This is a genomic window from Arthrobacter sp. Cza30, from assembly GCF_059090765.1.
Map to the genome: position 1 here is coordinate 285,738 of NZ_JBNHGA010000008.1, position 23,846 is coordinate 309,583.

At 62.8% G+C, this 23,846-nt stretch carries 29 protein-coding genes and 1 tRNA gene; 14 read left to right on the plus strand and 16 right to left on the minus strand.

The features are described 5' to 3' along the window. Positions 1-7 precede the first annotated feature (7 nt). Both AC5RVZ_RS26115 and AC5RVZ_RS26120 read right to left on the minus strand, forming a co-directional pair. Entirely contained in the window at positions 8-2,293 is a 2,286-nt protein-coding gene (locus AC5RVZ_RS26115) for a transglycosylase domain-containing protein (protein WP_494068526.1), read from the minus strand. A gap of 462 nt (positions 2,294-2,755) precedes the next feature. Further along, positions 2,756-2,965 carry a hypothetical protein gene (locus AC5RVZ_RS26120; RefSeq protein WP_494068527.1) on the minus strand — a complete coding sequence of 70 codons (210 nt, stop codon included), beginning with the start codon at positions 2,963-2,965 and terminating at the stop codon, positions 2,756-2,758. 188 nt (positions 2,966-3,153) lie between these two features. Here AC5RVZ_RS26120 and AC5RVZ_RS26125 point away from each other — a divergent pair, with 188 nt between their 5' ends. The 3 genes from AC5RVZ_RS26125 to AC5RVZ_RS26135 all read left to right on the plus strand — a co-directional run bounded on the left by AC5RVZ_RS26125 (position 3,154) and on the right by AC5RVZ_RS26135 (position 4,190). Continuing rightward, positions 3,154-3,342 carry a hypothetical protein gene (locus AC5RVZ_RS26125; protein WP_494068528.1) on the plus strand — a complete coding sequence of 63 codons (189 nt, stop codon included), beginning with the start codon at positions 3,154-3,156 and terminating at the stop codon, positions 3,340-3,342. A gap of 153 nt (positions 3,343-3,495) precedes the next feature. Continuing rightward, the gene (locus tag AC5RVZ_RS26130; protein WP_494002279.1) at positions 3,496-3,699 is read left to right on the plus strand and encodes a cold-shock protein; all 204 of its coding nucleotides are present in this window, start codon (positions 3,496-3,498) and stop codon (positions 3,697-3,699) included. Positions 3,700-4,010: 311 nt separating this feature from the next. Then, a complete protein-coding gene (locus AC5RVZ_RS26135; RefSeq protein WP_494068606.1) occupies positions 4,011-4,190 on the plus strand; it encodes a zinc-ribbon domain-containing protein in 180 nt (59 codons plus the stop codon). A gap of 154 nt (positions 4,191-4,344) precedes the next feature. Here AC5RVZ_RS26135 and AC5RVZ_RS26140 read toward each other — a convergent pair whose 3' ends face one another. Then, complete coding sequence (locus tag AC5RVZ_RS26140) at positions 4,345-5,298, minus strand: GlxA family transcriptional regulator (RefSeq protein ID WP_494068529.1); 954 nt, start codon at positions 5,296-5,298, stop codon at positions 4,345-4,347. 102 nt (positions 5,299-5,400) lie between these two features. On the opposite strand from AC5RVZ_RS26140, the gene AC5RVZ_RS26145 reads away from it, so the two are divergent. The 7 genes from AC5RVZ_RS26145 (at position 5,401) to AC5RVZ_RS26175 (ending at position 12,456) form a co-directional block, all read left to right on the plus strand. After that, positions 5,401-6,762 carry an alpha/beta fold hydrolase gene (locus tag AC5RVZ_RS26145; RefSeq protein ID WP_494068530.1) on the plus strand — a complete coding sequence of 454 codons (1,362 nt, stop codon included), beginning with the start codon at positions 5,401-5,403 and terminating at the stop codon, positions 6,760-6,762. 220 nt (positions 6,763-6,982) lie between these two features. After that, a complete protein-coding gene (locus tag AC5RVZ_RS26150) occupies positions 6,983-8,290 on the plus strand; it encodes a Glu/Leu/Phe/Val family dehydrogenase (protein WP_494068531.1) in 1,308 nt (435 codons plus the stop codon). A gap of 175 nt (positions 8,291-8,465) precedes the next feature. Next, positions 8,466-8,663 carry a hypothetical protein gene (locus AC5RVZ_RS26155; RefSeq protein WP_494068532.1) on the plus strand — a complete coding sequence of 66 codons (198 nt, stop codon included), beginning with the start codon at positions 8,466-8,468 and terminating at the stop codon, positions 8,661-8,663. Between the two features lie 62 nt (positions 8,664-8,725). After that, on the plus strand, positions 8,726-9,769 hold the full coding sequence (locus AC5RVZ_RS26160) for an ATP-dependent DNA ligase (RefSeq protein WP_494068533.1): 1,044 nt from the start codon (positions 8,726-8,728) through the stop codon (positions 9,767-9,769). Between the two features lie 395 nt (positions 9,770-10,164). Next, positions 10,165-10,470 (plus strand): hypothetical protein, encoded by a 306-nt coding sequence (locus tag AC5RVZ_RS26165; RefSeq protein ID WP_494068534.1) that lies wholly within the window; start codon positions 10,165-10,167, stop codon positions 10,468-10,470. Positions 10,471-10,520: 50 nt separating this feature from the next. Then, positions 10,521-10,817 (plus strand): hypothetical protein, encoded by a 297-nt coding sequence (locus AC5RVZ_RS26170; RefSeq protein WP_494068535.1) that lies wholly within the window; start codon positions 10,521-10,523, stop codon positions 10,815-10,817. Positions 10,818-11,394: 577 nt separating this feature from the next. Next, positions 11,395-12,456 carry an acyltransferase family protein gene (locus AC5RVZ_RS26175; protein ID WP_494068536.1) on the plus strand — a complete coding sequence of 354 codons (1,062 nt, stop codon included), beginning with the start codon at positions 11,395-11,397 and terminating at the stop codon, positions 12,454-12,456. On the opposite strand, the gene AC5RVZ_RS26180 is transcribed toward AC5RVZ_RS26175, so the two are convergent. The 11 genes from AC5RVZ_RS26180 to AC5RVZ_RS26230 form a co-directional block, all read right to left on the minus strand. Further along, positions 12,457-14,124 (minus strand): hypothetical protein, encoded by a 1,668-nt coding sequence (locus AC5RVZ_RS26180; protein ID WP_494068537.1) that lies wholly within the window; start codon positions 14,122-14,124, stop codon positions 12,457-12,459. It lies immediately after the preceding gene. Between the two features lie 76 nt (positions 14,125-14,200). Beyond that, positions 14,201-14,476 carry a hypothetical protein gene (locus tag AC5RVZ_RS26185; RefSeq protein ID WP_494068538.1) on the minus strand — a complete coding sequence of 92 codons (276 nt, stop codon included), beginning with the start codon at positions 14,474-14,476 and terminating at the stop codon, positions 14,201-14,203. 226 nt (positions 14,477-14,702) lie between these two features. Then, a complete protein-coding gene (locus AC5RVZ_RS26190) occupies positions 14,703-15,509 on the minus strand; it encodes a hypothetical protein (protein ID WP_494068539.1) in 807 nt (268 codons plus the stop codon). Between the two features lie 26 nt (positions 15,510-15,535). After that, positions 15,536-15,760: a hypothetical protein gene (locus AC5RVZ_RS26195; protein ID WP_494068540.1), complete on the minus strand. Its 225-nt coding sequence runs from the start codon at positions 15,758-15,760 to the stop codon at positions 15,536-15,538. After that, on the minus strand, positions 15,757-15,921 hold the full coding sequence (locus AC5RVZ_RS26200; RefSeq protein WP_494068541.1) for a hypothetical protein: 165 nt from the start codon (positions 15,919-15,921) through the stop codon (positions 15,757-15,759). Before AC5RVZ_RS26200 ends, AC5RVZ_RS26195 begins: the two co-directional genes overlap by 4 nt. A gap of 212 nt (positions 15,922-16,133) precedes the next feature. Continuing rightward, entirely contained in the window at positions 16,134-16,304 is a 171-nt protein-coding gene (locus AC5RVZ_RS26205; RefSeq protein WP_494068542.1) for a hypothetical protein, read from the minus strand. Beyond that, positions 16,301-16,522 (minus strand): hypothetical protein, encoded by a 222-nt coding sequence (locus tag AC5RVZ_RS26210; RefSeq protein WP_494068543.1) that lies wholly within the window; start codon positions 16,520-16,522, stop codon positions 16,301-16,303. The genes AC5RVZ_RS26205 and AC5RVZ_RS26210 overlap by 4 nt, the downstream gene beginning before the upstream one ends. A gap of 190 nt (positions 16,523-16,712) precedes the next feature. After that, positions 16,713-17,930, minus strand: coding sequence for an AAA family ATPase (locus tag AC5RVZ_RS26215; protein ID WP_494068544.1), 1,218 nt, complete (start codon positions 17,928-17,930; stop codon positions 16,713-16,715). After that, on the minus strand, positions 17,927-18,208 hold the full coding sequence (locus tag AC5RVZ_RS26220) for a hypothetical protein (RefSeq protein ID WP_494068545.1): 282 nt from the start codon (positions 18,206-18,208) through the stop codon (positions 17,927-17,929). Before AC5RVZ_RS26220 ends, AC5RVZ_RS26215 begins: the two co-directional genes overlap by 4 nt. A gap of 6 nt (positions 18,209-18,214) precedes the next feature. Continuing rightward, positions 18,215-18,607, minus strand: a complete 393-nt coding sequence (locus tag AC5RVZ_RS26225; protein ID WP_494068546.1) for a hypothetical protein — start codon at positions 18,605-18,607, stop codon at positions 18,215-18,217. A 369-nt stretch (positions 18,608-18,976) separates the two neighbouring features. Then, a complete protein-coding gene (locus tag AC5RVZ_RS26230) occupies positions 18,977-19,162 on the minus strand; it encodes a helix-turn-helix transcriptional regulator (RefSeq protein WP_494068547.1) in 186 nt (61 codons plus the stop codon). A 119-nt stretch (positions 19,163-19,281) separates the two neighbouring features. On the opposite strand from AC5RVZ_RS26230, the gene AC5RVZ_RS26235 reads away from it, so the two are divergent. Further along, a complete protein-coding gene (locus AC5RVZ_RS26235) occupies positions 19,282-19,833 on the plus strand; it encodes a helix-turn-helix domain-containing protein (RefSeq protein ID WP_494068548.1) in 552 nt (183 codons plus the stop codon). Further along, positions 19,820-20,965, plus strand: coding sequence for a tyrosine-type recombinase/integrase (locus AC5RVZ_RS26240; RefSeq protein WP_494068549.1), 1,146 nt, complete (start codon positions 19,820-19,822; stop codon positions 20,963-20,965). The genes AC5RVZ_RS26235 and AC5RVZ_RS26240 overlap by 14 nt, the downstream gene beginning before the upstream one ends. Before the next feature lie 48 nt (positions 20,966-21,013). Here AC5RVZ_RS26240 and AC5RVZ_RS26245 read toward each other — a convergent pair. Together AC5RVZ_RS26245 and AC5RVZ_RS26250 are read right to left on the minus strand one after the other, a co-directional pair. After that, positions 21,014-21,101: transfer RNA gene (locus AC5RVZ_RS26245), tRNA-Ser, on the minus strand. A 169-nt stretch (positions 21,102-21,270) separates the two neighbouring features. Further along, a complete protein-coding gene (locus tag AC5RVZ_RS26250) occupies positions 21,271-21,753 on the minus strand; it encodes a nucleoside deaminase (RefSeq protein WP_494068550.1) in 483 nt (160 codons plus the stop codon). A gap of 61 nt (positions 21,754-21,814) precedes the next feature. On the opposite strand from AC5RVZ_RS26250, the gene upp reads away from it, so the two are divergent. Both upp and AC5RVZ_RS26260 read left to right on the plus strand, forming a co-directional pair. After that, on the plus strand, positions 21,815-22,450 hold the full coding sequence (gene upp, locus AC5RVZ_RS26255) for a uracil phosphoribosyltransferase (protein ID WP_493976933.1): 636 nt from the start codon (positions 21,815-21,817) through the stop codon (positions 22,448-22,450). A gap of 527 nt (positions 22,451-22,977) precedes the next feature. Then, positions 22,978-23,841: a winged helix-turn-helix domain-containing protein gene (locus tag AC5RVZ_RS26260; protein WP_494068551.1), complete on the plus strand. Its 864-nt coding sequence runs from the start codon at positions 22,978-22,980 to the stop codon at positions 23,839-23,841. The last annotated feature ends 5 nt before the right edge of the window (positions 23,842-23,846 follow it).

A 23,846-nucleotide genomic window follows, 5' to 3' on the forward strand; every position in this document is an offset into this window, starting at 1 on the left:
GGACTCCTTACAACCCGTCGGGAACCGTGATGGCAGTGTTGCTGCCGGCACTGAGCGTGATGGTCACTTCCTGCCGGAAGGTCAGCCTGCTGCCCGGCGGTGCCGACTGCGCGGTGACCACGTTCTGATCCACCCGCGGGTCCGGCTTGGCCGTTTTCTGCCCGATCACCGGCACCAGGCTGTTGCGCAGCAGTACCGTGATGGCCTCGTTCACGCCCAGTCCGCGGAGGTCGGGCATGGACCGGGACGTTTCAACGCTGGTGGTCAGCGGGTCGGCCTCGGGCATCGGCTCGGCGGGCAGGCCCTTGTGCAGGCCTTCCATGGTGTCCTTCCACACCGGGCCGGCCAGTTCGGAGCCGGTGAGGTCGTAGAAGGTTTTGCCGTAGGCATGCACGGTCTTCAACGGGTGCTGGGCCCCGCCGCGTGGGTCGCCGAGCCACACCGCCGTCGCATACTGCGGGGTGACGCCCACAATCCAATTCGCGGCGAAGTCATTCGTGGTACCCGTCTTCGCTCCGGCCTGGCGGCCCTTCGGCATGCCCAGGGCGCCCAGCGTGCCGGCAGGGTGGAACGGTTCGGTCAGCGCGTCGGCTACCGTGGCCGCCACCGAAGGGTCGATGGCCTGGCGGCAGTTTGAGGCGGGAACCGGGAGCTTCTCCCCGGTATCGCTGCGGATGGCGGCGGTGACGGTGACCGGCCGGCACAGCACCCCGCCGCTGACGAAGGTGGAGTAGGCGTTGGCCATCTCAAGCGGGGAAATTTCGTAGGAGCCGAGCGCCAGCGATGCCTCCCGGCCGTGCAGTTTGTCGACGGGAATCGAGGTGATGCCCAGGGTTTCCGCGAACTCGGCGACTTCCTTCACGCCCGTGCGCTCGATCAACCGCACAAAGTAGATGTTCACCGAAGCACGCACCGCCTGGTAGGCGTCGATAGAGCCGTAATTCTCGTAGCCGTAGTTGTGGAAACCGCCGGGCGGATTATCCAGCGAGGAGTAATAGGGGCCGTTGGCCAGCAGCTTCTGGCGCGGGGAAATCCCCTGGGACAGCGCCGTGGCGAGCACGATCGGCTTCATCGCCGACCCCACTTGGAAGGCACTGTCGGCGAAGACCACCTCGGTCTTGCCCTTGCCTTCGCCCCAGGAACGGTTCTGTGCCACTGCCGTGACATGCCCGGTGCCGGGTTCGACGACGGCGGTGCCCAACGCCGCGCGGTTCTTGTTGCCCATCGCTTTGCGCACGGCCTTTTGCGCAGCGTCGATGGCCTTGCGGTCCAAAGCCGTGGTCAGCGTCATACCGCCGCGCGAGAGCCGGTCCCCGCGTTCTTCCTGGGTCTTGCCGAAGGCGGGATCGGTGAGGATTTCATCCCGGACCAGATCGCAGTAGAACGGGTACTCGGAGCCGCCGCAGCCCGAGGGCACCGAACCCGGGTCAAGGCCGAGCCCGCTGTCGCGCGCCGCCGCGGCTTCGTCCGCCGTGATCGCGCCGTGCCGCTCGAGCACATTGAGCACGGTGTTGCGGCGGCTGAGCGCTCGCTCCGGGTATTTCACCGGATCGTAGTAGACCGGTCCCTTGAGCAGTCCGACGAGCAGGGCCGACTGGGGCAGGGTGAGCTTCGCCGCCGTCGTATTGAAATAGATGCGCGCCGCCGCCTGAATTCCGTACGCGCGGTTGCCGAAGTAGACGGCGTTGACATACATGTTCAGGATCTGGTCCTTGTCCAGGCGTTTCTCCAGCTGGACGGCGTACTTGGCCTCGCGGATCTTGGCGTTGTAGGTTTCGCCCACCGCCACCGACTTCTCGGTTTCATCCCGGGCATTGTTGACCAGGATGTTCTGTACCAATTGCTGGGTGATGGTGGAGCCGCCCTGGCGCTCGCCGCCCACCGAGTTGCTCACCATCGCGCGGGTGACGCCCATGGGGTCCACGCCGTGATGTTCGTAAAACCGGGAGTCCTCGGTGGACAGCAGCGTGTCCAAAAACGTCGGCGAGACCTGATCCAGGTCCACGTCGATCCGGTTTTCGCTGTAGAAGCGGGCGAATTCCTTGCCGTCCTTATCCAGCAGGACCGTATGTTGCGGCAAGGCGGTGTCCAGCGGAAGCTCGGCGGGCAGGCCTTCCCACAGGTCCAGCACGGAATCGGTGGCCGCCGAGAAGGCGATGGCTCCCGGCGCTACCAGAGATCCGGCGCTGATCGCGACGACGGCGACCGCGCCGGCCCATCCGGCCACGCGGATCAGGGTGCCCTGCCCGTTCTCCGGCTGGGCCGCAGGCCGCAGCAGCTCATCCAGTCCCACGGTTTCCCTTCGCCGGGGCCACCACCGCCGCGTTTTTCTCCGCAGGTGGGCGGCACCCCGGCCAGCCGGAGCCGGTGTCTGACCGGCAGTCGTTGCCCGGGCGCCGCCGGTTGCGCTGCCCGCCGGATCACGATCCTCTTGGTTCACCCGTAGCCCCCGTCCCCCTCAGCAGGCCCTGGACGTCCCCCGACGCCACCCCTGGAAAACCTGCAGACGAATTACCTCAAGGAGGCGGCTTTCGCCAGCCGTCGCGACCTGTGAGGTGGTCTTAGCGTACGGCTAAAAGTCCACGACTCAAGCTCTTTTTCCGGCGCTTTTCGATAGCAGTCGAAATGTGACATGGACGGCTTTTTGTGATGGATGTGAAAGGCAGGATTGCGCCTCCAAGCATTGACAGGACCGCTGCGTGGCACTAGAGATGGCGCCCCGTTCGGGCACCATTCGCGGCGTGGAAACGTGCTGCTAGAGCACGCGCTGGTGAACCAAGGCCGACCCTTCGGCGGGTACCGGCACCGGTTGCGGAACTCCCTGCAGGTAGACCAGGAAATCCTCGCTGTGCTGCCTCCGGTGGAATGCGGTCAGGACGCCGACATGCTCGTCCCCGTTGGTTGTGGTCACTGAAACGACCCTGCCGATGGCGGTGGGCTTCAAAGCCTTGGCGGGGGTGGTCATTCTCTTACCTCCTGAAGCCACAGAACTGCATGGACCAAGGCTACGCCCGAGGTGGCGCAGCGGCAGGGTGGTGTCCAGCGAGACCAAGGCCCGGCGAGGTTCGGGTTGGTTGGGCCGCGCCCGAAGGGGTTGTGGACATGTGCCGGATCGGCGACAGTGATAAGGAGCCGTACTACGCAGGAGCAGTAATGACGGAAAACATTCAGCCCGCCGACGAAGACGCCGTCAGCGAAAACATCGAAGAGTATCAGCAGGATGACCGGCTTACCCCGGCCGATCGCATGGACTTCATTGCCAACACCGTCGCCGAGGACGCCGACCGGGACGACGAATCCCGCAACCATGTGCAGGACGAAGGAGCCGGCGACTCTGCCTGACCTGTGTGGAGGACTCTCCCGCAGCTTCTTCCGGCCCCGTCCGTCCGTTGCTCTTGCTGCACGTCCGGCGCTCACCTAGGTTGAAGGTGGACGGTCGCGGACAGGCTCCCGTTGGGGGAGTCGGCGCTGCCGTTCCAGAAGGAAAAGATCAGCATGGCAACAGGCACCGTCAAATGGTTCAACGCCGAAAAGGGATTTGGCTTCATCAGTCAGGACGACGGCGGACCGGACGTGTTCGCACACTTCTCGGCCATCGCCGCCAGCGGTTACCGCTCGTTGGAAGAAAACCAAAAAGTTGAGTTCGACGTCGTTCAGGGCCAAAAGGGACTGCAGGCCGAGAACATTCGCCCGCTCTAACACACGCCAAAACCGACGCCCCGCTCTCCGAAAGTGCGGGGCGTTTGTGTTGTGCCGCCGCGAACCGCCTAGTCCAGGCGTCTCATGACTTCGCTGCCATCCTGGTGCTGCGGCCGCCTGCGTGCTCTGCGCAAAGCTGGCAATCAGCAAGTATGCTTACTATCTTGGGAAGGGCGGCTTGATCTCTACAAGGAGAACGGAGAAACGCCCCGCGGTGCCCGAACCGGGGCTTGGCCGGGAACAACGTTGAAAGGCGCACCATGTTTCTTCTTTTCGGTCTCAAGACCGTCCTTCGCGATCTGCCCGGACAGATGGGGACGTGCCGGCACTGCGGCCGATTCGTTCACCATCACCTGCAGGAACGCGCCACCAAATTCACGGTGTTCTTCATTCCCGTCTTCACAACATCCAAGGACTTGGTCGTCACCTGCGCAAACTGCGGGCGGAGCTCAAGAACGAAGTCCCGGCAGAAGAACGCCCTCCTCAGGTAGCAGCGGAACAGCAGCGTGCAAGGGCCGCGCTGCGGTGGCTCCCGGGCGGGAGACACCATGGCTGACAAACTGCGTCGCGCCTTAAAGGAACATTTTCCCGAGGACTTGGGCGCGGTCATGGATCGGCAGCTACAGGTCCGCCATCTCAAGGCATTCAGGCCGGTGCGGCCCGCCGGTTCCTGCCTTGGTAGAGGCGGCGGTAGCTAGAGGGTGTGGTGTTGAGTTTCCGGGCGAAGTGAAGCCGGAAATTTGCTGTCGTTCCCAGACCGGTCCGGGAGGCTATTGCCTGCACCGTCAGGTCAGTGGTTTCCAGGAGCCTGCAGGCTTCGGCTATGCGTTGATCGTTCAGCCACTTCAGGGGTGTCATTCCTGCTTCGGCCGTAAATTTCCGTGTGAAGCTCCTGGGCGCCCAGCCGGCGTGGGCGGCGATGTCCTCGACTGTCAGCGGTTGGGCCAGATTCTGCCTGACCCAGGCGCAGGTATCGGCGAAGAGGGCCAAGGGTGCGGCGACGGTACGTTCCATGAACTGGACCTGGCCCCCTTCCCGATGCGGGGCCACTACCATCCGTCGTGCAATGCCGTTTGCCGCCTCGGTTCCGTAGTCCTTGCGGACCAGATGCAGACAGAGGTCTATGCCTGCCGCGACCCCCGCGCTGGTGCTGACGCTGCCTTGGTCTATGTACAGGACGTCTGCATCGACGGCAACGCCCGGGTACAGGGTTTGCAGGCGGTCGGCGTTTCTCCAGTGCGTGGTTGCCCGCTTGCCGTCCAGGAGACCTGCAGCAGCGAGAGCGAAGGCGCCGGTGCACACCGACACCATGCGGGCCCCGTTGGCCGCTGCCTGACGCAGGGCCTCGCCTATATGGGCTGGCGGTTCGTCGAGCGGGGCGTAGCCGGGCACCACGACTGTATCCGCGGACAGAAGGGCGTCCAGGCCATCAAGGGCCTGGATGGAATACCCGGAGGTGGTCGGCACCAGGCCCGGCTGTGCTGCGCAGACGCGGAAGGAGTACCGTCCGCGTTCATCCTCGTGGCCGAAAACCTGCGCCGGAATGGCAAGGTCGAACGCGACCACATCCGGTAGTGCCAGCGCGACGACACGGTGCATAAGGGCCACTGTACTCACGCAGGAACCGGGCGGGCAGAATCCTTTCCATACGGGGCATTTTTGCCGCCCATTTCCGCTGCCGGTGAATGACAGCATGTGCACATGACAATCTTTCCGGCGGCGCAGAACACTACGGCTGCCACTCCCACCAGCACCACCTCGAAGGGTCAGGCCCGTCCGCCCGGCCGTGACCCTTGGCTGTACCGACACATCGGTTGGATCGTGGCCGGCTCCTTGCTAGCCGGTGCCCTGCTTGCATTACTCCTGGCCGGGACCCCGGTCATTCCGGCCACTGAAAGCGGCGTGACCGGCGCCATCCTGTTGGGGCTTTCCGCGGGATGGGCGACGCTGGCTGTGCTGACGGTGCGGTTCACCGATCAACCCCAGAAATGGGCCGCCGCTCCAGCGCTTTTCATGGGCCTGGGCGGTGTCCTGTTGGTCGCGTTCGGTTCCCCTATGCAGGAGGCGCTCGCATGGATCTGGCCGCCAACCCTGCTGGTGTTAGTGGTTTGGATGGCCTTCAGGGTTCGTGGACAGCTTCATAGCCGGAGCGGCCGCGTGCTGCTCTACCCGGTGATCACGATGCTGGTTCTGGCATCACTCGGTAGTGGTTACGAAACGGTGCGCGAAGCGGTGGACACGGGTGCTCATCCGGCACGGGGCCAATTGATCGACGTCGGCGGACACCGCCTGTACCTGACCTGCACCGGAACGGGCAGTCCTACCGTGGTGATCGAACCCGGCGCAGGCAATATGTCGTCCGACCTCGCTTTGATCGCGCCGGTTGTTGCCCGTGACACCCGGGTGTGCGTGTACGACCGGGCAGGACGGGGATGGAGCGATTCGGCAAGGACCGCGCAGGACGCCGCCCGGATCGCGACCGATCTCCACACGTTGCTGCAACGCGGCAAGGAGCCTGGACCATACGTGCTGGCCGGACATTCATTCGGGGGCCTCTACGCGCTCACCTACGCCGCCCGCTACCCCGGGGACGTAGCCGGACTGGTGCTGGTGGACTCGACCGCACCGGCTGCGGAACCAGCCCCAGATGCAGCGCAGCCTGCTCGTGCCGATTCGAACGACTTGATGAACCGTGTCTCCGCACTGGCCGCCGCCACAGCCCGACTCGGCCTCGGCAGAGTGCTCGGAGTGGACACACCCAGCCACCTGCGGAGCACGGTCGACGAGTACCTTCAAGCGGGTTCGTCGGTGCAGCAGGCTGCCCAATTGAGGGACTTCACCAGCAAACCGCTGGCCGTCCTGACAGCAGGCAGTGGGAGCGAGCCCGGGTGGGCCGCGTCGCAGCAAGCCCTGGCCGCACTGTCGACCAACAGCCTCCACCGCGTCATCGAAGGGGCCACCCATGCGTCACTCGTCGCCGATCCAGAAGATGCTGCCGCGACCACCCGGGCGATCCTCGACGTCGTCTCCGCCGTGCGGACGGCAAGCCCGCTCGTCCCGTAGGACGGAGGAACCGGCGGAGAGGGTACACCAGCAGTTCGGCGACGAGCAGTGGGAGATGCCCGGCGTCCGCGCGGCCGGGGTTGTCAGGCCGGGGGCGCTGTTGAAGCTGCTAGTTGCGTCACGCCGCTTTGTGCAGTCGCACACTGACGTCCCCCTCGCGCCCTTGTAGCGTCACATACACACCCTCCGAAAGACCTAAGCCAAGAAGGAATCTCCGTCGATGACGACACCTGTCTTATCTCTGTCAACCGCACAATCCGGGCACGGCACGCCGGCTCCCGCCCAGGACGCGGGGCCTCTGGAGAACGCCCACAGGCAGCTTGCTTCTGCAATCCGTACGCTGGGATACAGCGAAGGGCTGCACCAGCTGCTGGCCCAGCCGCGCAGGGAACTTTCCGTGAGCATCCCGTTGCGCCGGGACAACGGCAGCGTTGAGGTTCTCACCGGTTACCGCGTGCAACATAACTTCTCCCGCGGACCCGCCAAGGGCGGACTGCGTTACAGCCCGCACGTTTCCTTGGACGAAGTGCGTGCACTGGCGATGTGGATGACGTGGAAGTGCGCTCTGCTGGACGTCCCTTACGGCGGCGCCAAGGGCGGGATCACTATCGATCCGCGCAATTACTCGCAGCAGGAACTGGAGCGCGTAACGCGCCGCTACACCAGTGAAATCCTGCCGATTATTGGCCCTGAGAAGGACGTGCCGGCGCCCGACATCGGCACCGACGAACAGACCATGGCATGGATGATGGACACCTATTCGGTCAACGTCGGCTACACGGTCCCAGGCGTCGTAACGGGCAAGCCTGTCAGCGTTGGCGGTTCCCTCGGCCGTTCGAGCGCCACGTCCAAGGGCGTCGTGCACGTCGCGCTGGCATCGCTTGCCCATGCAGGGCTTGATCCACGGCAGAGCACGGCGGCTGTTCAGGGCTTCGGCAAGGTGGGAGCCGGAGCCGCAGAGTTCCTTGCCGACGCCGGAGTCAGCGTAGTGGCTGTGGGCGACCAGTATGGGGCCATCCACAATGCTGACGGTCTGAACATCCGTGCCCTGCAAGACCACGTTAAGGAGACTGGCAGCGTCGTCGGCTTCGCCGGCGCAGGCGCCATCGCTTCGGATGAGCTGCTGGAGCTTGAGGTGGACCTGCTGGTCCCCGCAGCAGTAGGAGGCGTGCTGCACGGCGGCAACGCCAACAACGTGCGCGCCAAGGTCATCGTGGAAGGCGCCAACGGCCCCACCACGGCGGTGGCGGACGTCATTCTGCAGGACAAGGGAGTGCTCGTTGTTCCGGACATTCTCGCCAACGCGGGCGGCGTCATTGTCTCCTACTTCGAGTGGGTGCAGGGCAATCAAGCCTACTGGTGGACTGCTGCCGAAGTTGAAGAAAAACTGGAACACCGAATGTTGGCGGCGTGGGAGAACGTCCTGTCCATTGCGTCGAAGCGCGGCCTGAACCTGCGCGAGGCCGCTACGGTGACGGCCGTCGAGCGTGTGGCCCAGGCGCACCTGACCCGCGGGCTTTACCCCTGATCCTGACTGTGTGCCCTTGTCTGCCGGGCCCGCAAGCCTCGATCAGACGGGGCCGCTTGGGGGATGTTGCCCGAACGAGTGCGACATCCCCCAAGCGGCAGTAGTCCTTTGCTTTGCCTCTCCTGTGACCACCTATGGGTCAAGAAAACTGCACAAGATTGAGGAAGGGTCTCCCATGACGGTAGACAATTGGAAAGATCTGACGGGCCAGCACGTTCAGATCCGCAAGGACGGGAAGCCCGTCCGGAAAGGCCGCGTCGATGAGGTGACGCGGGCAGCCGATGCATTGTGGCTGGAATGGCATAGCGGATACCTGAGACAGCTTTATGAAAAAGCGGAAGGTTACTCGGTGGAGCTCGTTCCAAGCCCTTAGACCGCGGTGTTCAAGGCGCTTCGGGGAAACTGAGGTCAGGATGTGCCCTGTATCGTAGGTTTATGGATGCAGGCCTGCCTTCGGGGCTGAGCCTACCGGTCAAGGTGGCGCTGGCCCGCGCAGTGGAAAAGATGCCGCGTCCCGGCGCCCTGCCCGGAGGAGCTTGGTACGAACCTAAATGGGATGGGTACCGCGTAGTCATCAGCCGCGACGGGGACGAGACTTCCCTCTGGTCCAGGCAGGGCAATAGCCTTTCCCGTTACTTCCCGGATCTGGTCGAGGCAGCCGGGCAGCAGTTGCCGCCCGGCTGCCTGCTCGATGGCGAGGCGGTGATCTGGTCCAAGGAGCGGCTGGACTTCTCCTCCCTCCAGGAGCGCTTGAGCGCCTCGGTGAAGTCGCTGCCCGGGTTGGTTCGCCGGGTGCCGGCCCACTTCGTCGCCTTCGATCTGCTCGCCGTGGCCGGGCACGACATCCGCGGTGAACCGTTCCGGGTCCGGCGTGAACTGCTCGAAGAACTCTCCAAGGACTGGGATGACGCCCTGGAACTGTCCCCTGGCACCGCCGACCCGGACACCGCCGCGACCTGGTTCGAAGAACTGCCCGCCACAGGCATCGAAGGCCTCGTCATCAAGGGCGCCGGCCAACCGTACGAGGGAGGGCAGCGGCAGTGGCAAAAGATCAAACATCGCGACACCGTTGACGTGATCTGCGGAGCAGTCATCGGTCCCCTCCCACGCCCCGAGGCCATCGTCGCCGGGCTGCGGATCGACGGGGAACTCCGCATCGTCGGGCGCTCCGCCCCGCTCAAAACCTCGGCCGCGAAACTGCTGGGATCCCAACTCCAGGCCGCAGGCCCGGATCACCCTTGGCCGCATCGGGTGAAATCCACGCTCATGGACCGGTTCAACGCCGACGACGGCGAAACCGAACTGACACTCGTAGAACCGATGGTCGTTGAAGTGTCAGCCGACACCGCGATGACCGGTACATCCTTCCGGCACGCCATACGCTTCCTCCGGGCCAGACCGGAGTTAGACCCTGCAGACGTTGTACTTCCTGGCAGGGGGGTTGCAAGCGTTGGTGAACCGTCGCCCCCGAGGCGCTGACGATCGGGAGGCCCTGATCAACAACCGATCGTATGCCCAAGGGCTGAACAAGTAGATCCAGCGCTCAAACCCTTCGCTCCTCTTCTATCCCGATATACACCTCTGCGAGCCGATAGCACGGATAAATACGATTGCCGAGGGTAAAAACCAGACCCTTGAAGTGAGACGGGCCTGAGTTGCCGGCGAGGCTGATCCGCCTCGCTAATGCATCCGTGCTCTTGGACACTCTTGGGCATTGGGGTTGTATGGACCGCGGAACGAAGAAAGCACCCCATAGGTATAGGTACAGGCGGGGAAGCACCGGAAGTCCTGCTGGGCGGGGCGCTGGCTCTATGGTGTGTGCACGCCAAGAGCTACGTCTTTCTTGCCATTCGGTGCAGTACCAGTACGCTTCCGTGAGCACCCTCGAGAACAGGACCCCAGCAATGGAAGCAAATCCAGTCGATCCGCGGGTTGAGTCATCCCTTGAAGCGAACCCTGATTACCGGGTTGATTTTTGGGGGCCCATTAAGGATGGAGGCGGCCGGGTGGTGGCTGACGGAAGCGACGAATGGCTGCTCACCGGTGCACGTGACGTTCATGAAGCCCTCGACTGGGCCAACAACAATGCGGATGGACGAAGGTTTGTGCTTTATGCCCGGTTCCACGACGGTCAAAGCATCGGTGTGGCTCGCTTGGCCGGAGAGGAACCGTCGCCGTGACGATCCGCGGGGCTGTTCCGGCGCCCGTGGCGTGTAGCTATGGTTAGGCCATGACAGGCAGCGGACCACGCAACGCTTGGTTGCGGATGACAGACCGGATGGGCCTGACCGAACCTGGGGTCAAGCCGGCGAGGCCCAGCCCTCGCGCCCTGCTGTTCTCAGTCGTCCTATGGTTCGTGTCGGCTCTGGTCTGGTTCGCGATGGTCATGCAAACGCAGGGTGAAATTCAGGTTTTGTACGTAGTCCTGGTTCTGACTTCGCTCACATTGAGCGTGGCCAACTTCGCGATGCTGCGCCAGTCAAGGAAGAACTGGGGCGGCTCAAGGTTGGATCGCACGGGCGAATAGGTCCGAATGTTCCATCTTTGTTCTCCGTCACCTCCAGTTACTACCCAACCCTCTACGGCCACTGTACGTAGAGGGTTCCAGTTGTGTGCAGTTGGGTCGTAACCACCACCTCATTGGTTTCCGAAGTGATCCACGCCGACCAGGCAATCCAAGTCGTGGGATACATCTGCGTCTCCACGGCCAAGCAGAACATCGCCCCCCGACGTACAGGGTGCGACGCTGGTCGCGAGACCACCCGTTAGGGAGTATGAGCTGGAGCGGGTCGAGGAGTCTGCTGCGACGTCATTCGACGTACGCGAACGCCTTTGCCATGGCGATTACATCTGCACCACGCCGCACTGAGAATGCAGAAAACCCCCGGATCTCCGGGGGTTTTCTTTGGCGGTGACGGTGGGATTTGAATTCTCTCCAGAAGCCCACTGGAACGCGGATCTCGCGTAATCTCGGCATTTTTAGTACGCATGGATTGCGGATAATCACAGGTAATCACCAACAGGTGTGCCCAGAATGTGCCCAGAATTGGCTCGCTGGGACAGAGGGGGTTTATCGTTCAATGCTGCTGGTCTAGGCTGGCCGAATGGAATACGGGGGAGTTAGGACAGGCCGCACGCGCCTTGACTGGGTGGATGTCGCCAAGGGCGTCTCCATCTTCCTCGTGGTGATGTTTCATGCGGCGCACTGGTTGTCCTACGCGGATGTCGCTCCGGGCCCCGTACTCAATGCGGTCAACGCCGCGGGCGCTGACGTGAGGATGCCGTTGTTCTTCACCATGGCCGGCCTGTTCGCCGGCAAGTGGGTCAGCGCACCTTGGCGCTCCCTGGCGAATGGGAAGCTTGCCCTGTTGGTGTGGGTGTTCCTTACGTGGCAAGTGGTGGTGTTCGCCTACAAGTACGGTGCAGCCCTTGTCCTTCCAAGGCAGGAGGACGCGAGCTTGGGGGCCCACCTGTTGCGAGCATTTGCTTCCCCTGTGCGCCCCAACGCAGAACTGTGGTTCCTTTGGGCGCTGGTAATCTACTTTGTTGCCGCGAAACTGTTGCGGGGGTTCCCGCCGATGGTGGGTTTGGCCCTTGCCGTTGTGGTGTCGGTGTTGTGGTCCGGGGTGTTCCGGGCCATTGCGCCTGATGAGTTGCTGCGCGTACTCGGGCCGGGGCTTGGCACTTTCCCAATGTTCTTCGTGTTCTTCCTTGCCGGGGCGGTGTTGCGGGGCCACATCATAAGCGCGGTGGGTCGTCTCAACATGGTGACCGGGTGCCTAATAGTCGGGGTTTGGGTTGCCGTATTCCAGGTGGCCGACGTAAGCCTTGAGAGCGTGATCGGTGGCGTTTTTGTTGAGCAGGTCTGCGGGGTTATGGCAGGCATCGCCCTCGCTGTCACGCTCTCCCGTGTCACCCCGCTAGCGGCACTGGGGCGGCAGACGCTGCCTGTCTATCTGTCGCACACGTTCCTGATCGTGGCCGTTGCATGCGTGATCCAACTTTCCGGGGCCCATTTCCCGGAGGCCGTGGAGCGGGCCTTGCCTTGGGTCGTCGGGGTGGTCTCAGTTCTTTGTGGGATTTGGTTGCACAGGCGGGCGGGCCACACCCTGCTCTTCACTTCGCCGCGGTGGTTCCGCGTGCCAGCAAAGAGCAGGGTGGGCTAGTTACTCCATCACCATGTAATCGAACTGGAGTGCCGTCGCGGGCTGGTTGGCGCCGGGTGGGGTTTTCAGCCGGACATAAAACCCGGTTTCGGTTACCCCGGTGTAGTGGCCCAGTCCTGCTGACGGGTTGTTCACTGGAGTGAGCTGCACGACGGGCACCTTCGCGTATGGCTGGGCGAAGGTCACCAGCGCGTAATCACCGGCAGCCGCTGTAGCCCCGGTCCCGAAGAGGATTCGGCCCTTGCTGTCCGTGGAGCCGCCGCGGAGTGTTGCCCCGGTCCCACTGCCCACACTCGCCACTTTCGGCTGGACACCCGCGGAGGATATGTGGCCGGTAACCTCCATGGTGTTATAGACCCGCGAGACGCCGCGATCTGCCCGCAGGTCGTTGGGGCCGATAGGTGTTCCCTCGAAGATGTTGCTGGGATCAAGCGAGACTACGGGCCCATAGGTTGATTCGATCTGGAACGCGGTCTGCGTGTACCTGCCGAAACGTGTTCCTGACGCCGCGAACCCGTTGCCCTTTACAAGGCGCACGAGCTTCGCGGACGGGCTTTCCACTTCCTGCCCGAGCAGTTCCCCGCCGATGATCTTCACACCGCCTGGATGCCAGTCCAGTGTTCGGGTCTGGTCATGTTCGATGAGGTAGCCCGGCCCACCATAGATCATGGGGGTCACGAAGCTCACCGACTGCACGTTCCCAATCCGCACGAGGGTTCCGGCGTTGTAGGCTCCACCATTGTCGTCCGGCGCTTCAACGTGCAGGTTGTAGAGCCGCACGTTTTGGGCTACGTATTCCGCGGTATCGCCGTACGCTATATCCAGAGCGGGGCCACCGGAGCGTTCAATGGTCAGGGCGTAGGCGTCGAACGTGTTGGTTTCCGCAGCGCCACCTGCACCGGTCTTGGACCAAATGCGCACAGCCGCTGCGGTGGTGTTTCCGCAGTTGTCAACCATCACATCGTAAATCCGGGAGTTGTTGCCCTTCTGCACGTCCAAGCCGTGATGCTTCACGCCGAAGATCCGCACTGCCTCCATGCCCGCCTCAAAGCCGCTGAGCGCAAGGCCCGGCCCCTGATCAGCGCCGTTGCCGACGAGTGAGATGTTCCGCAGGGTGGAGCCATGGCCCGCAGCGGAAACAATAGGAGCTGTGGAAGTAGACCCGGCTGGGCGTTTGATCTCCACCCCACCCCAGCGGACACCATTAGTCGGAGTGTTGCGCCCGAACCGGGTTGTACTACCGGCGACCCCCTCCAACGTGCTGTTGACGGGCAGAACCAACCCCTCAGCAACATAGGTTCCGGGGCGAAGGCGGGCCACGTCCCATGAGTCACCCGCCGCGTTGATGAACGCCTGCAACTCGCTCGTCACATTGGTTTCGCCAACAGACACGCGGGTCGGTCCGGTCCTGCGATCCACCGCAGCGGAAGTCTGAGTCGGCCCCGCCTCACCGTCAACAAACCGGGCAATAGCCTGGTCGTCCTCGGCGGCACCCGTCGCCATGTAACCGGGCTTGCCGCGAGGGACCTGGAGATTGAGAGTCTGGTTTCCCGGTTGCCCAACAATCTCGGCGCGGGCCGGCTCGTCCGGCCCAACCGTCGTGGTAGTGCCTTCCTTGATGAAGCCGGGCAGCCCGCCGAGTTTTGTGATGGGAATAAGTTGTGCCATGTTTGCTTGCTCCTAAATGAAAGAACCACCCGTGAAGGTGGCTCGGTTATTGGTTGAAATTCGGTCGTTGCTGAGGCTAGATGGCGCTCTCGTCCCAGCTCTGGTCCACGACAAGACGCAACTTCATCTCGTCCTCCTGCTTCCTCAGGGCCTGGATAGATTCAATTTCCTGGGTGATCTCAAGTAGTCGCTTGGTCAGCGGCGGTAGATCACGCGCCAACGCCTTAGGGCTGTCAATCGCTCGCGCCAAGACCAGACGCATGGCCAGCAGCTCCGCAAGCCTGTCGCCGGCCTCCGCAGCCTCTAGGACAGTCGCCGGCTTCTGGCTGCCGTCCTTCTGTGATGTCGTCATGCTGTAACTCCTTCCTGCGTGTACCCCACGGGGTTGACCCTCCACCCCTCGCCCCCGCGCACCCTCCGGCAGTAGAGATCTCTCCCTGCCGTTTTTCCGCATTTTGCGGAATTTTGCTGTGTGTATATCGCTATGCCGGTGGTGCGAGGATGCGACGGTAGGGGACGGGGTTCCCCCTGGGGTTGGTGACGGCGCAGAACCAATGCCCGCGCCGCCGCCGTTTGGGCTAGCGGATAGTGGAGTAGTTGGGTCGGCGTTCGCGTTCGCGCTGTGCTTCCAGGCGCTCTGCTTCCTGTTCCTCGTCCTCCAGCTCCTGCACGCGCTCGCGGTATTCGGCAGCAGTTGTGGCGAGTTCGATGTGGACTCCATCGTTGAGCAGGTCCCAGATGTTGTGGCCGCGTCCGTGGAGGTTCATCTGACTGCTGGACTGGAGCCGCAGCGTGTTGAACTGTGCCCAGGTGGGCTGGCAGTACCAGAGCCGTCCGTGCTGATTATTGCGCTCGACCCCTTCGCCCGCGGCGTCCATGAAGACATACCAGGAGTCCGCGATGATGGTGGCGGTGTTGAGGGCCTCCGCAGCCTTTGCCATTGCCACCACTTTGGTGGTCCCACTGCCGGGGGTGAACTGGATGCCCTTAGAGAGGTCGATGTGGCCGATGGTGGGGATAGCCTCCCGCATGGTGTCCACTGCCTCAGCGAACTGCTCGGAGAGCTTCTGGACCAGTGCTGGGGCGTGTTCGGCTATGTGCCGGAGTTCGGCCTTGGTGTGCTCAACTTCGATCCGGGAGAGGATGCCGGCCTCTACGATCTGCCAGCCGGTCACCAGTCGCTGCACTTCCTTGTCTGCGGCGGGGTCCTTGCCTGCGCGCATGACCTTCAGGGCGCCTGCTGTCACGTCACCACGGCTGGGGAAGTCGGATATCTCAAACTCCGGTGCCGGGGCCGGAGGGATGGTGAAGCTCGTGCGCCGGAGGGTGTTGGTGAATACTGCGGCGGTGGTGCGGTTGGTGCGTGCGTCTTCGGTGATCTTCATTGTCTGTTCCTTCTGTTCTGTGGTTTTCAGTAGTATTCGCGGATGGTTCCGGCGTTCAGGAGCCGGTTTACGAAGCGCTGTGTGTCGGTCGGCCCGCGTGAGATGTCGGGCTGTTTCTCTTGCCCTGGGATGACGGGGCCACTTGGCGGCAGCACGGGCTCTGGGGCCTCTGGTTCGTCTTCTGCGCCGTCGTCGCGTGTGAATAGGCCGCGGACCCATTGGCGGATCTGGTCGTCGTTCTGGTCGATCATGGTTGGTCTTCCTTTTCGGTTTCGTGCCAGTGCTCCCAGCGCCGGAATTGGGCGACGATCACGCCATCGCGGATGATCTTCAGGTGCCCTGCACTGACGGCTACGTCCTTCGGTTGCGCGTCTACGTCTACGGCGCCGGCCTCGGTGTGTACGCGGATCATGGGTTACTCCTGTTCTGCTTCTGTGGTTGGTAGTACGGGTTCGGGGTTGCCTGCGGCGTCGGCCAAGTCGTGCAGCCGGTCTGCTAGTGTCCGCGCCTCGGCATAGCTGAGGTGCGCTCTGACGCTGTTGCCGTGCATGAGTCCGATTCCAGGCGTTGAGCTACCGTCTCGGTCGCGCCATTCCCACGGTCGGACGTTGACGTAAGGACGGCTCACTGGTCCTCCTGGCAGTCGTGTTCCTGCATCCGGCGTTCGGCTGATTCGGCGCGGTGCTTCCAGTAGTTCGCTGAGCGTTCCAATGTTTCGGCGCGCTCCCATAGGGCGGCTGCTTGTGCTTCGGCGGGCCACTTGAGCAGTTGTCGGGGCAAGTAGGTGTGGCTCATGAGCAGGGCTCCATTCCGTGCGGTTCGTATTCGGCTCTGAGGGTCGCAAGCTGGGCTTCCGCGAGGGTGACCCGGTTCTGCCATTCGCGGGCTTCCTGGTGGGCTTCCTGCGCCTTCTGGTGCAGGTGTGTGGCGAGCCATTGCAGCTCGTGTTTGGCGAATTGCTTTGTCCACTGCGGCGGCTCCCAATCGGCGGGAACGGCAGGCGTCTCGGTCATGCTGCTTCCCTTTCGGTCTGGTCCGCGTAGTTCTGTAGTTGCTGTGCGATAGCGCGTGCCTCAGATGGCGTGAGGTGGGCGAGGACTTTTGACCCGTGCATGATTCCGATGCCCGGAGTTCTTGTCCCGTCCTTGTCGAGCCATGGCCTCTTGCGGAGCTTCGCTTGGGGTCTGAAACCCGTTCGGTGACTCATGCTGCGCTCCTTGTTTGGTCGCACGTGTAGCAGCCGTCGAGAGGCGTTTGATGCAGGATGCAAGCGGCCATAGATTCCACATAGGTTCCATAGGTTCCCGTGTCCTGAGTACGGGAATCTAAGGAATCAATGGGGGAATCTATGGCGAGGGACCACATGACTTTGGAGCCCTTGCCGAAGCCCACGCGCTGGGAATTGACTGCTGGCCCTGACATCCGTCCGCGCCGCTTCCGAAGTTTGGTGATGTCCAAACCTGCTGCCTTGGCAGCCGTTTCGATCTCCTTGGCCGGTGCTTCGCCGCCGGCGTCTTCGAGGCATTCCCGAATGAACTCGTCGTACTCGTTCCCGGTCGTGCCGTCGTCCTGTTCGCCGCTGGTTTCCCGGTTGATGATCTCGCCTACGGTCTGGTCGGTTTCACCCAGGAAGTTGACCCTGGCGACGTTGGCGGTGTCTCCGTCGTCGGTGGTCACGTTCACCGATTCGAGGGTGAACCTGTAGGAGCCCTTGGATTCGCCATAGTTGTTCTTGTCCTGACTGAAGATCCGCTCTCCCGTCTCCTCGTCGGTGGCAAAAGCCAAGTAGGAGCGGGTGAGGTCGCGCCATGCGTGGGAGCCTGAGAGCTTGGCCGACACGCTCCCCGCGCCCTTCCCGAAGTGATTGATGAGGATGAGGGCCAGTTCTTCACGCTGAGCAAGGGCAATGAGTGGTTCGTATGAAGCGCGAACGTCTTGGACCTTGTTCATATCGCCGTGCATCAAAGACGGGGCCGGATCCACGACGATCATCTTGGCGCCGGTGTCGTGGATGGCTTCCGCGATCATGTCTACGTCCATCGGGAACTTGATGGAGCGCTGCCGGGTGAACTCGTCCACGGTGGTTTCTACGTCGATCTTGTAGATGAGATCGAGGTTGGCCCGTGCGGCCTTCAGTCGGGGGACCATGACGGTGTCCCAGTCGTCTTCCGGCCCGATGATGATCGTGCCTACGGCTCGCCCCTGGAGGTCTCCCGCCAGCTCACCTCGGCTGCCTTGGGCTGCGAGGTCGAGCATGAACGTCGTCTTGCCTTCCCCGCCTTTGCCGGCAGCGATGGTCGCGGTCCCGAGTGGGATGACCCCGCTGCCCTTGGTAGGTTCCCAGAACCATTTCTGTCTGCGGGTGCGGATCATGCTGGCGGGCGTCAGGACAACGCGTTTCGTGACGGCGGATTCTGTCACGCGGACCTCCTCATGGGTACATAGGCGGCATCGGTTTTTCTCCGGTGCGCCAGAACGTCAACAAAGCCCGCGGCGGACTTTGCAAGGGATTTGTTCTCTGCGTATTCGAGTTCCATCGCCCGGATGATGCGGGCGAGGCGTTCGTGGTCGATTGAGTGGGCGAGACCCGTTTGGTAGCCGTAACGGAAAAGCTCCCACGCTGTCCGGTCGGTGCGTAGGAGCTTTTCCAGGTATTCGGTTTCAGGATCTGGCCCAGCGTGTTTGGGGAGCTGGGTCACGGTGCCCTAGCCCTTTGCGGCCTTGTCAGCAGCGGCGGTAAGGGCTTTCGCCAGTTCGGCGGCTTGGTCAGGGGTGAGCGCATCGCAGCCCCCGGCGCCGGCCCCGTCTACCCGGAACGTGATTCCTTCGGTGGCAGTCCAGTCGGACCCGATCTGCCAGACATCGCCTTTTACGTCCGGCCCGTGCCACACCTCGGGGTCGTTGTCGGACATGATGAAGCCTTCAGGCGCGTTCACGCTGAAGTGTTCCAACAGTTCGGAAGGTTGGATGCCCATAGAGAACGCCCTACTCGCAAACTCCCGCACGGTCGTGATGCCTGCACGTTCCATGTTGGCGATCTGGGTAAGCGTTTCACTAGGAGCATTGAACGGGTTGGGGGATTCGGTATGCTTAGTCAAGGTAATCATTCCTATGGGGGTGGTTAGGCGGCTTCGGAGCGTGTCTTGGCGGATTCGGCTCCGAGGCCGTTTTCTTTTTCTGAGTGGCGCAGGGAAGTTCGTCCGGCGTCCACATTCGTGGCTACTTCGTTTCCGACTGGATCGGCGTATGTGATTCGGACAGGGCCATCGCGACTGGCCTGCGCTTCCAACAAGTAGGCGTTAGCCGCCCTGTGAGCCTCACGGCTAGACATCCTGATTCCATTGGCGGCGGCCTCATCCCGTATCCAGGACTTGATCTGCATGAAGCTGTTTTCTGGCATGACTCTTTTAGCCCTTTCGGCCTGGCGGCCTGCCGTGAACGACGGACTTGGTGACTGCTTTCGGGGTCTAGGTCTGGTCCTTGGTGTTCTTGTCCAGCCACTCCCGAATGTCTGAATCCCGGTAGCGCACCGCCTTTGGGCCTAGCTTGATGAACTTGGGGCCGATGCCCCTGTAACGCATCTGCGCCAGGCTTCCGACGCTCGTGCCAAGAAAATCCGCCACATCGGACGGCCGGTGGAGTGTGTCCTCCATGTTTCCTCCTTGAGCTACTGGCGATCTTTTTGATCTGCCATAAATCACAATAAGCCGGGAGCCTCACGGATGTCAACTATGACTTCCCAAAGATCATTTTGACCTGTAGAGTCTCACTCATGGTTGATAAGAAAGTTGGTCTGGGCGGCACGGGAGAGACTGTGCGCGCTAACGTAAAGCGTCTTCGCGGCGGGATGCAGTACAAGCAGCTCGCGGAGAAGTTGGAAGAGGTGGGCCGGCCGATCCCGACTCTCGGCTTGCGAAGGATAGAAGCGGGGGAACGTCGCGTAGACGTGGACGACCTCATGGCACTTGCGATCGTTTTCGGGGTCTCACCGTTGAGCCTTCTGCTGCCTGCTGATGGAGCGTACGATCTTGCATCGCCTATGACAGGGGTTCCAGAGCGTCCGGTAGCGCACAACACGCAGTGGGCGTGGGCCCTTGGACAAAACACCTTGGAGTGGGACTTCGACTGGAACAAGTCGGAAGCTGATCGCGCCCTCAAGGAATACCAGGTCAGAGCTATCCCGAAGATCGAAGACCGCATAATTCCAGGCACGCCGTTCGAACCACCTGAGGACTTTGACTTGGCCAAACACAACGAGCACAGCAAGTATCTGGCCGAGATCCAAGGCTTCAAGAATCTGGATTGGCCCGATGGCGACGATTGAGAGCTACTCGACAAAGGCCGGCAAGCGGTACATGGTCCGGTACCGGAAGCCGGATCGGACTCCCACCAAGAAACGGGGATTCAAGACAAAACGCGATGCCGATGCATTCGCAAGTTTTGTTGAAGCATCCAAGCAGCGCGGAGAGTTCATTGACGAAACGGCCGCACGGGCAACTGTGGGCGATCTGGGGCCAGCGTGGCTAGAGCGGAAGCGGCAACTCAAGCCGTCTGCATATAGGCCGCTGGAGATAGCCTGGCGACTCTACGTGGAGCCCGCATGGGGCGGGCGCAAGGTGTCCGAGATCAAACACACCGAAGTTCAAGCATGGGTAACCAGTCTGACAGTTGGAGATCCGAAGATGGTCCCTCCACGAAAGCCTAAATCCCCGACGACGGTGATCCGCGCCTATGGTGTCCTGGCTGCCATCCTTGACGACGCCATAAGTGACCGCCGGCTACTCATCAACCCTGCTCGCGGTGTCGATCTCCCACGGAAGATGAAGAAGCCGCACGTTTATCTGAGCCATGAGCAAGTACACGCGCTGGCTGAAGCATCGAAGTACCCGACGTTAGTCCTCGTGCTGGCCTACTGCGGGCTTCGCTGGGGCGAGGCCACAGCGTTACGCGTTCGGGACGTGAACATGCTTCGGCGGCGGCTGAACATCGAGCAAAACGCTGTAGAAGTGTCCGGGAAGATCATCGTGGGCACACCGAAGAGCCATAAAGTGCGCTCGGTCCCTTTCCCTCGCTACCTGGTGGATTATCTGGCGAAGGCTTGCGAGGGGAAGCACCGTGACGATTTGGTCTTCCCTGGTCCAGACGGACGGTATCTGAGGACGGCGCGGGTCCACTCAGAGAACTACTCGTGGTTCGCTTCAGCTATCGATGCATCGGGTATCCCGCGGATCACTCCGCACGACCTGAGGCATACAGCGGCGAGCATGGCCGTCAGCAGCGGCGCCAATGCCAAGGCAGTGCAAAGGATGCTTGGACACGCTTCCGCCGCTATGACCCTGGACGTGTATGCGGACCTGTTCGACGGGGACCTGGACACGATTTCGGATGCCCTAGATAACGCCATCTCACTGTCGGGTGTGCCCAAAATGTGCCCAAAAGCCGCTTCCGGCAAATAGAAAAGGCCTCAAACCCCTGTGTTTGCAAGGATTTGAGGCCCATTCAGTTGGCGGTGACGGTGGGATTTGAACCCACGTTGGCTTTCACCAAACAACATTTCGAGTGTTGCACCTTCGGCCGCTCGGACACGTCACCAACGCGTCAACTTTACCCGCTGTTGGCCCTGAGCCCCAAAACGGGTCGGCGGGACGGCCGCACCGGCCGGCCTTCGTCCCAGACCTGGGGCCGGGAGCGGCGCCGAAGCGAGCGGGAGTGGCCGTGATCGTGCAGCACCGGAAAGCACGCGCAGCACCGGAAGGAGAAGTTAGCCCGCCGGGAGTTCGCCGCGGTGCCGCGCGAAGAACTCCCGCAGCATGGCGGCCGACTCCTCCGTCCGCACGTCCGGGTAGACCTCCACCCAGTGGTTCAGCCGGCGTTCGCGCAGGATGTCGAAAACACTGCCCGCCGCACCGGCCTTGTCGTCCCACGGCCCGAAGACTACTTTCGGGATGCGGGCGAGCACGATGGCGCCGGCGCACATGGCGCAGGGCTCCAGCGTGACCACCAGCGTGCAGCCGTCCAGGCGCCAGGAGCCAAGCTTTCTGGCCGCCTCCCGGATGGCCACCATTTCGGCATGGCCGGTCGGGTCGTGCAGCGCCTCCCGTTCGTTGCGTCCGGAACCCAGCACCGCGCCGTCGGGCCCCGTCACCACGGCGCCGATCGGCACGTCGGAGGTCTCCAGGGCCAAGCGGGCCTGGTCCAGGGCAAGACCCATCCACTGGCGGTGCTGCGGATCAATCGGGCCCATGCCACCATTCTGGCAGGCCCGATGTTTGTCCCTGCTATCCGGCTGCCGGTAGTTTTGTGGAATGCGCGTACTCGAAGTGGACCATCCCCTTGTTGCCCACAAACTCACCGTTCTCCGCGACAAGACCACTCCGTCGCCCGTCTTCCGCCAACTCACCGAAGAACTAGTGACCCTGCTGGCCTACGAGGCCACCCGCGACGTCCACACCGAGCCGGTGGAAATCGAGACCCCGGTGACCCGGACCACCGGGACCGCCTTCACCAAGCCCACCCCGCTGGTGGTGCCCATCCTGCGCGCCGGCCTCGGAATGCTCGAGGGCATGACCAAGCTGGTGCCGACCGCCGAAGTCGGCTTCCTGGGCATGGCGCGCAACGAGGAAACGCTGGACATCATCACTTACGCCGAGCGGCTGCCGGCCGACCTCACCGGCCGCCAGGTGTTCGTGCTCGACCCCATGCTGGCCACCGGCGGCACGCTGCGCGAATCCATCAAGTTCCTCTTCGCCCGCGGCGCCGCCGACGTCACCTGCATCTGCCTGCTGGCGGCACCGGAGGGCCTGCAGGCGCTGCGCGAGGAACTCGAAGACAAGAACGTCTCCATCGTGGTGGCTTCGATCGACGAGCGGCTGGATGAAAAGGCCTACATCGTGCCCGGCCTGGGCGATGCCGGCGACCGGCTCTACGGCGTGGCGGGCTGACCCAGCCGACCGGGGGCGCCTTTCACGGGGCTGGTGGGCTGCAGATCGGGGCCCCGCACGTTCCAGCGGTGTCCACATTTTGGACGGTTTGCAAACGCCGATGCTTTGCACCTAGTGCGCCTAGCGCCGAGACAAATCCATCAATGCATATTTATTCATCAGCGCCCCGGAAGGGCCGCTCTCGGTTGATATTTATGCACCGTCGTGGTGTGATGTGTGGCACAAAACCACTGCTTCTTCTCACTATGTGAGACAAGCAGGCTTATATTACTTGCACGTAAGCATTGTTACGAGCGAAACTCATGGTTGTGAACAACAACGCAACAGCATCTGCAGCCGCAGCCTTCAGTTACGGGACGTATCCCGGCGCACTGGCGGACTGTTGCCGAATGCAGGCCTAACTCACCACCCCTCGAGTTAATCCAGGCAATTCATCTGTCCAATGGCGGGCACCAGAAACACATCCCGTGCGGGCATACCCATGCATTCGCGCCGCGATGACGGCCATTTTCACACATGAGGTTCTAATGTCAGTTTCATCCGGATACGTCCACATCTCCGTCCGCAACGCCCAGAACCGTGCGGCAGCCGCGCAGCGACAGGCAGCCGGGCAGAACCCGCAGTTCGCCGGGCAGCAGCCTTACCCGGGGGAGCAGCAGGCCTACCGCGTGCTGCGCGCGGTTCCCGGCCAGTTCGACGCCGCGGCACCCCATCCGACCACTGCCCCCACCCCCGTGGTCACCCCCAACGGAATTCCAGGCCCGCAGCCGGTGTCGAATGACACTGTTGCCCGCGGGTTTGTTCTCTATGTGGGCCTGGATGAGGAGGCCGCCGCCGCGCAGGGGACCACGCTGAGCAAGCTGGCTTCCCAGGTGCGCGCCTACGTACAGTCGCTGGCTCCGGACGCCCAGACCCACGGGGCCGTGGCCCTGGCGCCGGCCGACGCCCCGGGCGAGAACATCGACGTGGTGCGCCAGGCCCTGGGCGATCCGACCGTCAGCCGCCGCCCGCGGACCGCGGCCGTTGAGATCCAGCGGCAGCCGCAGCAGGCCTCGCACGCCAGCCGTCCCAGCGGCGTCCTGATCGATCTGTCCCGCCGCGAGGTGCACCTGGACGGGGAGACCCTGAACCTGACGTTCAAGGAATTCGAGCTGCTCAACTACCTTGTGGAGAACGCCACCCGCACCGTCGGCCGCGAAGAGCTGCTCTCCGGGCTGTGGAAGAACGCCGAGGAAGTCCCGAACGAACGCACCATCGACGTGCACATCCGCCGGCTCCGTTCCAAGCTGGGCCGCCTGGCCAACACTGTGCGCACCGTCCGAGGCCAGGGCTACCGGTTCTACGAGCACCCGGAAGTAGTGGTCTGGGCCGCGCCGGAGTACTCCATCTAGGTCCT

Coding starts and splice junctions, on each gene's coding strand:
- AC5RVZ_RS26120 (WP_494068527.1), bottom strand. CDS start 2,965: ATGACCACCCCCGCCAAGGCTTTGAAGCCCACCGCCATCGGCAGGGTC.
- AC5RVZ_RS26125 (WP_494068528.1), top strand. CDS start 3,154: ATGACGGAAAACATTCAGCCCGCCGACGAAGACGCCGTCAGCGAAAAC.
- AC5RVZ_RS26130 (WP_494002279.1), top strand. CDS start 3,496: ATGGCAACAGGCACCGTCAAATGGTTCAACGCCGAAAAGGGATTTGGC.
- AC5RVZ_RS26135 (WP_494068606.1), top strand. CDS start 4,011: ATGGGGACGTGCCGGCACTGCGGCCGATTCGTTCACCATCACCTGCAG.
- AC5RVZ_RS26140 (WP_494068529.1), bottom strand. CDS start 5,298: ATGCACCGTGTCGTCGCGCTGGCACTACCGGATGTGGTCGCGTTCGAC.
- AC5RVZ_RS26145 (WP_494068530.1), top strand. CDS start 5,401: ATGACAATCTTTCCGGCGGCGCAGAACACTACGGCTGCCACTCCCACC.
- AC5RVZ_RS26150 (WP_494068531.1), top strand. CDS start 6,983: ATGACGACACCTGTCTTATCTCTGTCAACCGCACAATCCGGGCACGGC.
- AC5RVZ_RS26155 (WP_494068532.1), top strand. CDS start 8,466: ATGACGGTAGACAATTGGAAAGATCTGACGGGCCAGCACGTTCAGATC.
- AC5RVZ_RS26160 (WP_494068533.1), top strand. CDS start 8,726: ATGGATGCAGGCCTGCCTTCGGGGCTGAGCCTACCGGTCAAGGTGGCG.
- AC5RVZ_RS26170 (WP_494068535.1), top strand. CDS start 10,521: ATGACAGGCAGCGGACCACGCAACGCTTGGTTGCGGATGACAGACCGG.
- AC5RVZ_RS26175 (WP_494068536.1), top strand. CDS start 11,395: ATGGAATACGGGGGAGTTAGGACAGGCCGCACGCGCCTTGACTGGGTG.
- AC5RVZ_RS26180 (WP_494068537.1), bottom strand. CDS start 14,124: ATGGCACAACTTATTCCCATCACAAAACTCGGCGGGCTGCCCGGCTTC.
- AC5RVZ_RS26185 (WP_494068538.1), bottom strand. CDS start 14,476: ATGACGACATCACAGAAGGACGGCAGCCAGAAGCCGGCGACTGTCCTA.
- AC5RVZ_RS26190 (WP_494068539.1), bottom strand. CDS start 15,509: ATGAAGATCACCGAAGACGCACGCACCAACCGCACCACCGCCGCAGTA.
- AC5RVZ_RS26195 (WP_494068540.1), bottom strand. CDS start 15,760: ATGATCGACCAGAACGACGACCAGATCCGCCAATGGGTCCGCGGCCTA.
- AC5RVZ_RS26200 (WP_494068541.1), bottom strand. CDS start 15,921: ATGATCCGCGTACACACCGAGGCCGGCGCCGTAGACGTAGACGCGCAA.
- AC5RVZ_RS26205 (WP_494068542.1), bottom strand. CDS start 16,304: ATGAGCCACACCTACTTGCCCCGACAACTGCTCAAGTGGCCCGCCGAA.
- AC5RVZ_RS26210 (WP_494068543.1), bottom strand. CDS start 16,522: ATGACCGAGACGCCTGCCGTTCCCGCCGATTGGGAGCCGCCGCAGTGG.
- AC5RVZ_RS26230 (WP_494068547.1), bottom strand. CDS start 19,162: ATGGAGGACACACTCCACCGGCCGTCCGATGTGGCGGATTTTCTTGGC.
- AC5RVZ_RS26235 (WP_494068548.1), top strand. CDS start 19,282: ATGGTTGATAAGAAAGTTGGTCTGGGCGGCACGGGAGAGACTGTGCGC.
- AC5RVZ_RS26240 (WP_494068549.1), top strand. CDS start 19,820: ATGGCGACGATTGAGAGCTACTCGACAAAGGCCGGCAAGCGGTACATG.
- AC5RVZ_RS26250 (WP_494068550.1), bottom strand. CDS start 21,753: ATGGGCCCGATTGATCCGCAGCACCGCCAGTGGATGGGTCTTGCCCTG.
- upp (WP_493976933.1), top strand. CDS start 21,815: ATGCGCGTACTCGAAGTGGACCATCCCCTTGTTGCCCACAAACTCACC.
- AC5RVZ_RS26260 (WP_494068551.1), top strand. CDS start 22,978: ATGTCAGTTTCATCCGGATACGTCCACATCTCCGTCCGCAACGCCCAG.